Here is a 9472-nt window from a genome sequence, read left to right as displayed (position 1 = left end):
GGCGCCGGCAAGCCCGCGACGGCGCTGGGCCTCGACAAGGCCGACCTCGCGGGCTTGCCGGCGCCGACGGAGCGGGACAGGGGCGGGTTGCTGCGCAAGGTGCCGTCCGCGCCGATGGCCATGACCTGACCCGTCTCGCCGAGACCGCCGCGATCCGAGAGGGTCCGGTCGAACAGGGCGGGCGTCAGGCGCAGGAGAACGAAGCCGATGCGCGACGCCTCCTGGCCGGTGCCCATGGCGACGTTGGCGCGGCGGGCGATGGACCGCCCGATGAAGGCGGAGGGAGCCGCTTCCGCCGGGTAGGCGGCGTAATCCTCGTAGAGCGTCGCGTCGGCATCGGCGCTCTTCAGGCGCGCCACAAGGCGGGCGAGCCCCGTCGCGGCGTACTCGGGCTCGGTGAGCGTGCGGCCGAAATCGGCCCCCTTGGTGGTGGTGTAGACGATGCGGCCGTCCTCGGAGACGAAGACGAGGTCGGCATAGCCGGGCCGCTCCAGGAGCTTGCGGGCGACCTCCTGCACCTTGGCGTGGCGGCGGCCGTACATCGTGCCAGCCGCCTCGGCGCCGAGGCGCGCCTCGCGGGTGGTGCCCTCCGTGTAGGTCCGGACGAGGCCGGCGAAGTCGGCCTTGGCCGGGTCGAGGGCTTCGACGAGGTCGCCGAAATTGCCGCCGACCTGCGGGTTGCCCGCCACCGTGACGAGGTCGCCGCCGACGCGCTCGGCCACCAGCTCGATGCCGGCCTTGCGGGCCGAGGCGGCGAATTGCAGGCGCTCCTGGGCGGCGTCGGTGAGGCCCGACCGGGCACTGTACCAGCTCAGTCCCCCCATCACGCTGGCGCTGACGAGGGCCAGCCCGACGGTGATCGCCGGCAAGCGGACGTTGAGGCTGGTGAGACGCGGCATTCGGGACGACCGGTGAGAGGTTCGGGCGTCCCTCTTATGCAGAAAACCTCAATTAAAACTTTCGCGATTCTCTATCGACTAAGCATTCAAAATACCACGGGTGTGGATTATCGCGAACCGCGCCCGATCCCGGGTCACGATGTCTCGGTTCGATTGTCCGGCGTCAGGCCGCCGCGTCGGCCGGGCCACGACCATCGTCGAGGAACATCCGGTAGGCGGGATTGTCGGTCTCGTCGAAGCAGGGATAGTCCAGCGCCGCGAGGGCGGCGTCGAAGCGGGGGCGCTCGGCTGGCGGCACGTCGATGCCGGCGAGGACCCGGCCGTAATCGGCGCCGTGGTTGCGGTAGTGGAACAGCGTGATGTCGAAGCCGTCCCCCAGCGCGTCGAGGAACTTCATCAGCGCGCCCGGCCGCTCCGGGAACTGGAAGCGGTACAGGCGCTCGTCGGTGAGGCCGGTGGCGCGTCCGCCGACCATATAGCGGATATGGACCTTGGCCATCTCGTTGTCGCTCATGTCGACGGCGCGGTAGCCGGCCGCTCGCAGCGAATCCAAGAGGGCGTGCTTCTCCCGCAGGCCGCCCGCGAGGTTGATGCCGACGAAGATCTGCGCGTCGGCCGCCGCCGCATGCCGGTAGTTGAACTCGGTGATCGCCCGGGGCCCGAGGGTCTGGATGAAGGCGCGATAGGCGCCCGGCCGCTCGGGGATGGTGACGCCGAGGAGGACCTCGCGCTGCTCGCCGATCTCGGCGCGCTCGGCGATATGGCGCAGGCGGTCGAAGTTGAGGTTCGCCCCGCTGGAGATCGCCACCAGCGTGCCGGTGCTTGCACCGGTGCCGGTGCCGTTCTCCTGGCGGGCCGCGTAGGCCTTGGCGCCGGCAAGCGCCAGGGCGCCGGAGGGCTCCGAGATGGCGCGGGTGTCGTCGAAGATGTCCTTGACCGCCGCACACATGGCATCGGTGTCGACGGTGATGACCTCGTCGAGGAATTCGCGGCAGAGCCGGAAGGTCTCCGCACCCGCTTCCCGCACGGCGACGCCGTCGGCGAAGAGACCCACGGTCGGCAGGACCACGCGCTCGCCCGCCGCCAGGGCCGCGGCCATGCAGGCGGCATCGTCGGGCTCGACGCCGATGACCTTGGTCTCGGGCCGGAGGTACTTGACGAAGGTGGCGATGCCGGCCGCGAGCCCGCCGCCGCCGATGGGGACGAAGATCGCCTCGATCGGCCCGGAATGCTGGGTCAGGATCTCCATCCCGATGGTGCCCTGGCCCGCGATTACGTCCGGATCGTCGAAGGGATGCAGGAAGGTCAGGCCGTCGCGTGCCTCAAGCTCTCGGGCATGGCCCAGGGCCTCGTCGAAGGCATCGCCGAACAGGATGACCTCGGCGCCTCGGGCCCGGCAGGCATCGACCTTGATCGCCGGGGTGGTGCGCGGCATCACGATCACCGCGCGGACGTTGAGGCGGGCAGCGGCGAGCGCCACCCCCTGCGCGTGGTTGCCGGCCGAGGCGCAGACGACGCCCTTCGCCAGGAGGTCCGGGGCGAGGCCCGACATCTTATTGTAGGCGCCGCGCAGCTTGAACGAGAAGACCGGCTGCAGGTCCTCGCGCTTCAGGAGCACCGGACGGGCCAGGCGCTTCGACATGCGCGGCATCGGGTCCAGGGGGCTCTCGATGGCGACGTCGTAGACGCGGGCGGTGAGGATCTTGCGGATGTAGTCGGTCAAGGAGACACGGGCTCCGGTGGCGGCGCAGTACGGGATGCAGCAGCCCGCACATAGGCCCTCGGCCCGTAAGAAGCGAGCGCCGCACCGTCGCGCGGTTTGGATGCCACGGCTCCCGGAGACCTGGCCCCAGGGCGTAGGTGCAGGGGCCGAGCACCCCCGATTGGACCGGGCAGATACGCGGCGGGAATACGAACCCCACCGCGTTTCCATATCGGATCGGTTCCGATCGATCTGCCTTGGAGAGCGGATTGAGCTTCGCTCAAACGCCGTTTGGAGCAGCCCCCACACAGGCGCCGGTCCGATCGACCTGAGGTCGATCAGCCCTTCTTCTTGTAGGCCTGGATGGCGTTCTGGCAGCCGGGGGACAGCTTCGACATGTTCTTCTCGAAGCAGGCCTGGGTCTCGGGGCCATCCTGCGGCGGCAGGCCGGCGCAATGGGTCGCGAAGTCGCCCGCGCATTGCTGCTGCAGGACGGCCTTATCCTCGGCGCTCATGGGCGCGGCGAAGGCCGTGCCTGCGACCGCACTCGCCAGCGCGATGCCCAGTCCGAAACGTACCCACATGATTTGCCTCCGATCCACCCGGTTCATCCAGGCTCGGGGGCAAGAACGTCGCTGCGAGCCCAAGCGTTGCACCGGCCCTCCCGAGGCGGGACGCTGCACCCCGTGAGACCTCGGGGCGCAGCGCCGGCGGATCGGCGCCCGCCTCGGGGTCGGATGCGGTTCGGAGCCCGGCCTACTGACCGGCCGGCTTCGGCGCGGGAGCCGGCGTAACGGGCGCTCCCGGAGGCGACGCCGCGGGCGGGGGCGCCGGGGTGGTGACCGGCGGCGGATTGGCGGCGTTGGATTTTTCCGCCTTCTTCTCGTCGTTGCAGGCACCGAGGGCGAGCAGGCCGACGAGGGGTAGCAGGGTGCGCATGCGCATGGGCGTTCCTCCTGAGGTGGATGCGTTCTTTCGAACGCCGCCAGAAACGTCGCACCCGTCGAAAGCGTTCAGATCGACTCTTTGCCGAGGATCGGCCGGGAGGATCGGCCGGCGCTATCCGGTCAGGTCAGGCGCTCGATCAGCGCCGCGATCCAGATCATGGCTGCGATTCCCTGCGCCATGAAGGTCCCGGCTGAGGCGAGATCCTTGACGATGCCGATCTTCGGATGCTGTGCGGGATGGAGATGGTCGCACAGCTTCTCGATCGCCGTGTTCAGGAATTCGGCCGCCAGCATGAGGAGCAGGCTGACCAGCAGCCCGACTCGAACCCAGAGGCTGGAGCCGAGGAGGAGGGCCAGCGGCACGCCGAGGACGAGCAGGACCAGTTCGAGCCGGATCGCCCGCTCCGTCCGGGCGCCGTGGAGAAGGCCGCGCCAGGAATTCAGGAAGGCGAGATAGAGGGCGTGCATGTCACGAACCGGCCGGAACGCCGCGCGCGATCCATTTTGCCACGATGGGCCCGGTCACCAGCACCACGAACAGCCGCAGCGTCTGCACCGCGAGGACGAAGGACACGTCGACTTTGGACCCGACCGCGATGATCGCCACCGAATCGAGCCCGCCCGGACTCGTGGCGAGGTAGGCCGTGAGGAAGTCGATGGGGAGCAGGAAGGTCAGACCGTAGGCCCAGCCGCCGCACAGGGCGATGACCCCGAGGGTGGCGACGACGATGCCCGGCATGGCACCGAGCGTCTCGCGTAGGGTCTCGCGGCGGAAGCGCAGGCCGACATACCAGCCGATGGTGGCGTAGGCGAGATCGAGGACCGGCATCGGCACCGCCATCGACACGAGGCCGGAGGCGTGGAGCGCCGCCCCGAGCAGCATCGGCCCGGTCAGCGCGAAGGCCGGCAGCCGCAGGAGCTTGGCCAGCCCGGCGCCGCAGGCGGCGACCGCGAGGGTCGCCCCGAGCGCGAGGGGTGCCACCCGCGCGGGGTCGGGGGGCGGTACGACGTTGGAGACGTCGGTGAGCAGCCGCGCCATGATGGAGGCCGAGAGCACCACCGCCACCACGCGCACGTATTGCATGAAGGCGACGAGGCGGGGGTCGGCTCCGTATTCCTCAGACATCGCCACCATGGCGGCGGCCCCGCCGGGCGACGAGCCCCAGGCGGCGGTGGAGCCCGGCAGGATGCGCAGGCGGGTCAGGGCCCAGCCGACGGCGGCGCCGACGAGGACGGTGACGAGCACGACGGCGAGAATGAGGAAGCCGTCATCCACCACGGTGCCGACGATCTCCCCCGTCACGGTGTGGGCGACGAGGCAGCCGATCATCGCCTGGGCGGCCTGGAAGCCGAATTTCGGCACGGACAGATTGGCGCCGCCGACCCCGAAGGCGATGGCCGCCACCATCGGCCCGAGCAGGAGGGCCGCCGGGAAATGCGCGTGGTCTAGGGCGTAGGCCAGAAGGGCGGAGGCGCCGAGAAGAGCCGCCCAACGGCCGAGGAAGCGCAGTGAGAGCACGGGAATGCCGGGGAAAGGGCGGGCAGGAACAGCCCGTCGCGCCGGGCGCTACACCGGATCGGCCACGCTGTCACGGCGCCCCACGCGCGGACGCGCCACGCCGTCGTCGCGGCAGGCGGTGGTGCCCGCCGGGGCGTGGGCGCGGAAGAACGCGGCGAGATGCGCGAGGCCGTCGGCGCGGGGATCGCTGGTGCGCCAGGCCAGCGCCACGGTGCGGCCGGGGCCGTCGACATCGAAGCTGCGGGTCACCGTGAGGCCGCTGGGATCGGGTCCGGCGGGCACCGCGAGGGCCGGGAGCAGCGTATAGCCCGCCCCCGCCGCCGCCATCGAGCGCAGGGTCTCCAGGCTGGTGGCGTGGCGTCCGGCGGCCGAGCCGGCCCCGCAGGCCGCCACGGTCTGGTCGCGCAGGCAATTGCCCTCGTCGAGAAGGAGGAGATCGGGGCCGGCGATGTCGGTGGCCCGCAACGCCCCGCCTCGGGCAAGCGGGTGCTCGGCCGGGCAGGCGAGCAGGAACGGTTCGACGAAGAGGGGCGAGACGGTCAGGCCCGAGGCCGGGACCGGCAGGGACACGAGCGCGGCATCGATGCGGCCATTGCGCAGACCCTCGAGGATCTCGGCCGTGCGCGCCTCGCTGAGCGCCAGGGCAAGGAGCGGGAACTCCTGGCGCAGAGTGCGCAGGATCAGCGGAAACAGGTAGGGTCCGAGGGTCTGGATCGCCGCCAGGACGAGGCGGCCGGTGAGGGGCGCGCCGCGTCCTTCGCTCGCCAGCGCGAGAAGCCGCTGAGCCTCGGCGATCACGATTCGGGCCTGTCGCACGATGGTCTGCCCTGCCGGCGTCAGCATCACCCGCCGGTTGCTGCGCTCGAACAGGGCGATCCCGAGGAGATCCTCCAGCTTACGGACCTGAACGCTGAGGGTCGGCTGACTGATGTTGCAGCGCTCTGCGGCCCGGCCGAAGTGCATCTCGTCGGCGACGGCCACCACGTATTCGAGATCGCGCAGCGAAAGGCCGGACAGGTTCATAGGCAATGCCTATCATCATGTTCGCAACGATGCATTGGCCAAATGATACAGGGTGGGTTCATAAGGCTGCCTCGGAACCATTCCAGGTTTTCAGAGCCAGGGTCTGGACGCGGCCACCGCCGTGTCGACCCTATCCGAGCGAGAGAGCACCGCATGAGCGATCAGCGCCCGATTCTCACCACCCGCCAGGGCCATCCGGTTCGCGACAACCAGAGCACCCGCACGGTTGGCGAGCGTGGCCCCGCGACCCTCGAGAACTACCAGTTCATCGAGAAGATCACACATTTCGACCGTGAGCGGATTCCCGAGCGCGTGGTGCATGCCCGCGGCGCCGGCGCGCACGGCTACTTCGAGGCCTACGGCAAGATCGGCAACGAGCCGGCCTCCAAATACACCCGCGCCCGCGTCCTGAACGAGACCGGCGTGAAGACGCCGATGTTCGTGCGCTTCTCGACCGTGGCCGGCGCCAAGGAGAGCCCGGAGACCGAGCGCGACCCGCGCGGCTTCGCGGTGAAGTTCAAGACCGTCGACGGCAACTGGGACCTCGTTGGCAACAACCTCAAGGTCTTCTTCATCCGCGACGCGATCAAGTTCCCCGACATGATCCATGCGTTCAAGCCGGACCCGGTGACCAACCGCCAGGAGGCATGGCGCTTCTTCGACTTCGTGGCCCAGCACCCCGAAGCCATCCACATGGTCACCCACCTGAAGTCGCCATGGGGCATCCCCGCCAACTATCGTGAGATGGAGGGTTCGGGCGTCAACACCTACAAGCTGGTCAACGACCAGGGCGAAGCCGTGCTTTGCAAGTTCCACTGGGAGCCGAAGCAGGGCATCCGCAACCTGACCTCGGCCCAGGCGTCCGAGATCCAGGCGAAGGATGTCGGCCACGCCACGCGCGACCTCTACGACAACATCAAGGCCGGTAACTTCCCCGAGTGGGAGTTCTGCGTGCAGATCATGCCCGACGGCCCGAACGATCACCTGTCGTTCGATCCCCTCGACGACACCAAGCTCTGGCCGGTCGAGGACTTCCCCCTGCTGCCCGTCGGCCGCATGGTGCTGGACCGGGTGCCGGACAACTTCTTCGCGGAAGTCGAGCAGTCGGCCTTCGGAACCGGCGTCCTCGTGGACGGCATCGACTTCTCGGACGACAAGATGCTCCAGGGGCGCACGCTGTCCTACTCGGACACGCAGCGTCACCGCGTCGGCGCCAACTACCTGCAGCTGCCGATCAACGCGCCTCAGCCGGGTGTGAAGGTCTATTCGAACCAGCGCGACGGCCAGATGACCTACAGCGTCGACGGCACCGGCCCGAACCGCCACATCAACTACGAGCCCTCGACGCTCGCCGAGGGCCTGCGCGAGGCGCCGAAGCCCGCGCGCGACTACCACCAGCCGGTCCAGGGCAACCTCGGCCGCTACCAGACCTCGCGCACCGAGGACGACTACACCCAGGCCGGCGTGCGCTACCGCTCGTTCCAGGATTGGGAGCGCGACGACCTGATCGCCAACCTCGTCGGCGACATGAAGCAGTGCCCGGAAGCCATCCAGCTGCGGATGGTCTGGCACTTCCTCCATGCCGATGAGGATTACGGACGCCGCGTCGCCGAGGGTGCGGGCATCGACATCGAGAAGGCCCGCGCCCTGCCGCCGCTGCCGGGCCGCGCCGCCCCGGGCAAGCGTCTCCAGGCCGAGACCTACACGGACGGCAGCCAGGCGCACAGCATCGCCGCCGAGTAACCCCTCGGTCGGATTAGGAAGAAGCCCCGCAGGGTCCACGACCCTGCGGGGCTTCTTGCGTTCTGCGCACCCGCTCGGGCGTCGCTCGGCCCGTGCCCGTGGGGCAAACAAAAAGCCCATCCGGTTTCCCGGATGGGCTCGAAAGACCCAGACGTCCCGGACGCGGAGAGCCGCGCCCGAGGCCTCCGGAGAAATTACTCGGCGGCGGCGGTCTTCGCGGCGCTCTTGGCGGCCTTCTCGGCCTTGCGGGCGTCCTTGTTCGCCTTCGAGGCGTCGGCCTTGGCGGCCTTCTCGGCGGGGCGATCGGCGCGCTCGACGATGCGGGCGGACTTACCGCGACGGTCGCGCAGGTAGTACAGCTTGGCGCGACGCACCTTGCCGCGACGGACGACGGCGATCGAGTCGATCAGCGGCGAGTAGAGCGGGAACACGCGCTCGACACCCTCGCCGTAGGAGATCTTGCGGACGGTGAAGCTCTCGTTGAGGCCGCCGCCGGACCGGCCGATGCAGACGCCCTCATAGGCCTGCACGCGGGTACGCTCGCCTTCCTTGACCTTCACGTTCACCGTGACGGTGTCGCCGGGCTGGAAATCGGGGATGGTCTTGCCGAGCGAAGCGATCTGCTCCTGCTCGAGCTGCTGGATGATGTTCATAGGGTACGTCCTGCCGGTGCGCGCCCGAGATCCCCGGATGGGATCGCGTGCGTCAGGATTTCGGCATCCTGTTTTGAATTGAGGCGGGCCTTACACGAGGTGTCGGCCTTTGTCCACGGATCGTGGAACTTCGGTGCCCGCCGGCTTCCGGTGCGTGCACCCGCGCGCGAGGTTGAGAAAATCCGCGTCCGGGTCCACATGCAGAGAAGCGACGGGGCATCCCGGCGTCATTCCCGGCCGGCCTTGAACCGGCGCAGCGGACGAGGATTTTTCGTCACCATGTTCATTCAGACCGAAGCCACTCCGAACCCCGCCACCCTGAAGTTCCTGCCCGGCCGTGTGGTCCTGACCGAGGGAACCTTCGAGGCCCGCGACGCCGAGGCCGCCGCCCGCTCTCCCCTGGCGAGCCGGCTGTTCGACGTGGCCGGCGTCAGCGGCGTCTATCTCGGGCACGACTTCATCTCGGTCACCAAGGCCGAGGACGACAACCTCTGGCCGCAGGTGAAGCCGGCGGTGCTCGGCGCCATCATGGAGCATTTCCAGTCCGGCGCCCCGGTGCTGGCCGAAGGCCACGTCGCCGGCAGCGAGGACGCCGAGGAGTTCTTCGATCCGGCCGACCTCGAGACGGTCGAGACCATCAAGGACCTGCTCGAGACCCGCGTGCGCCCGGCGGTGGCCAGCGACGGCGGCGACATCACCTTCCGGGGTTACAAGGAGGGCGTGGTCTACCTTGAGATGAAGGGTGCCTGTTCGGGCTGCCCGTCCTCCACCGCCACCCTGCGCAACGGCGTGCAGAACCTGTTCCGCCACTTCCTGCCGGAAATCCGCGAAGTTCAGGCGATCTGAGGCGCTGGCTCCCTCGCAGGGTGCCTTGTTGAGGATGGCTTGACGCAATCCCGCAACAGGGCCGCCCGAATTTCTCCACGATGGCCGCTCCGCCCTGACGGAGCGGCCATTTTTGTCCTAGGCTGACGCCCTCCCGGGGG

The 9472-nt window shown here is 69.2% G+C and carries 9 protein-coding genes and 1 pseudogene; 2 read left to right on the top strand and 8 right to left on the bottom strand.

Annotated elements, in window-relative coordinates:
* The 7 genes and pseudogenes from MFF30_RS14180 to MFF30_RS14150 all read right to left on the bottom strand — a co-directional run.
* Positions 1–899 (bottom strand): annotated as a pseudogene (locus tag MFF30_RS14180) (cache domain-containing protein); the annotation flags it as partial.
* A 163-nt stretch (positions 900–1062) separates the two neighbouring features.
* Entirely contained in the window at positions 1063–2622 is a 1560-nt protein-coding gene (gene ilvA / locus MFF30_RS14175) for a threonine ammonia-lyase, biosynthetic (RefSeq protein WP_238280042.1), read from the bottom strand.
* Positions 2623–2939: 317 nt separating this feature from the next.
* Entirely contained in the window at positions 2940–3185 is a 246-nt protein-coding gene (locus tag MFF30_RS14170; protein WP_238280041.1) for a hypothetical protein, read from the bottom strand.
* A gap of 172 nt (positions 3186–3357) precedes the next feature.
* On the bottom strand, positions 3358–3546 hold the full coding sequence (locus MFF30_RS14165; RefSeq protein WP_238280040.1) for a hypothetical protein: 189 nt from the start codon (positions 3544–3546) through the stop codon (positions 3358–3360).
* A 122-nt stretch (positions 3547–3668) separates the two neighbouring features.
* Positions 3669–4016, bottom strand: a complete 348-nt coding sequence (locus tag MFF30_RS14160; RefSeq protein WP_238280039.1) for a diacylglycerol kinase — start codon at positions 4014–4016, stop codon at positions 3669–3671.
* Between the two features lies 1 nt (position 4017).
* Positions 4018–5067, bottom strand: a complete 1050-nt coding sequence (locus MFF30_RS14155) for an AbrB family transcriptional regulator (RefSeq protein ID WP_238280038.1) — start codon at positions 5065–5067, stop codon at positions 4018–4020.
* A 48-nt stretch (positions 5068–5115) separates the two neighbouring features.
* Positions 5116–6090 carry a LysR substrate-binding domain-containing protein gene (locus MFF30_RS14150; RefSeq protein ID WP_238280037.1) on the bottom strand — a complete coding sequence of 325 codons (975 nt, stop codon included), beginning with the start codon at positions 6088–6090 and terminating at the stop codon, positions 5116–5118.
* Positions 6091–6243: 153 nt separating this feature from the next.
* On the opposite strand from MFF30_RS14150, the gene MFF30_RS14145 reads away from it, so the two are divergent.
* Complete coding sequence (locus tag MFF30_RS14145; protein ID WP_238280036.1) at positions 6244–7833, top strand: catalase; 1590 nt, start codon at positions 6244–6246, stop codon at positions 7831–7833.
* Positions 7834–8027: 194 nt separating this feature from the next.
* On the opposite strand, the gene rplS is transcribed toward MFF30_RS14145, so the two are convergent.
* A complete protein-coding gene (gene rplS / locus MFF30_RS14140) occupies positions 8028–8486 on the bottom strand; it encodes a 50S ribosomal protein L19 (protein ID WP_238280035.1) in 459 nt (152 codons plus the stop codon).
* Between the two features lie 279 nt (positions 8487–8765).
* Here rplS and MFF30_RS14135 point away from each other — a divergent pair, with 279 nt between their 5' ends.
* Positions 8766–9332, top strand: a complete 567-nt coding sequence (locus MFF30_RS14135) for a NifU family protein (protein ID WP_238280034.1) — start codon at positions 8766–8768, stop codon at positions 9330–9332.
* Positions 9333–9472: the final 140 nt, after the last annotated feature.

It is taken from the genome of Methylobacterium goesingense (genome assembly GCF_022179225.1).
GTDB lineage: Bacteria > Pseudomonadota > Alphaproteobacteria > Rhizobiales > Beijerinckiaceae > Methylobacterium > Methylobacterium goesingense.
The sequence above is the reverse complement of the archived record's forward strand: the minus strand, read 5'-3'. Positions and strand labels throughout refer to the sequence as shown.

What these genes read in the sequence shown, in the direction of transcription:
- MFF30_RS14160 (WP_238280039.1), bottom strand. Translation starts at nt 4,016, where the DNA reads ATGCACGCCCTCTATCTCGCCTTCCTGAATTCCTGGCGCGGCCTTCTC.
- MFF30_RS14145 (WP_238280036.1), top strand. Translation starts at nt 6,244, where the DNA reads ATGAGCGATCAGCGCCCGATTCTCACCACCCGCCAGGGCCATCCGGTT.
- MFF30_RS14135 (WP_238280034.1), top strand. Translation starts at nt 8,766, where the DNA reads ATGTTCATTCAGACCGAAGCCACTCCGAACCCCGCCACCCTGAAGTTC.
- rplS (WP_238280035.1), bottom strand. Translation starts at nt 8,486, where the DNA reads ATGAACATCATCCAGCAGCTCGAGCAGGAGCAGATCGCTTCGCTCGGC.
- MFF30_RS14165 (WP_238280040.1), bottom strand. Translation starts at nt 3,546, where the DNA reads ATGCGCATGCGCACCCTGCTACCCCTCGTCGGCCTGCTCGCCCTCGGT.
- MFF30_RS14170 (WP_238280041.1), bottom strand. Translation starts at nt 3,185, where the DNA reads ATGTGGGTACGTTTCGGACTGGGCATCGCGCTGGCGAGTGCGGTCGCA.
- MFF30_RS14150 (WP_238280037.1), bottom strand. Translation starts at nt 6,090, where the DNA reads ATGAACCTGTCCGGCCTTTCGCTGCGCGATCTCGAATACGTGGTGGCC.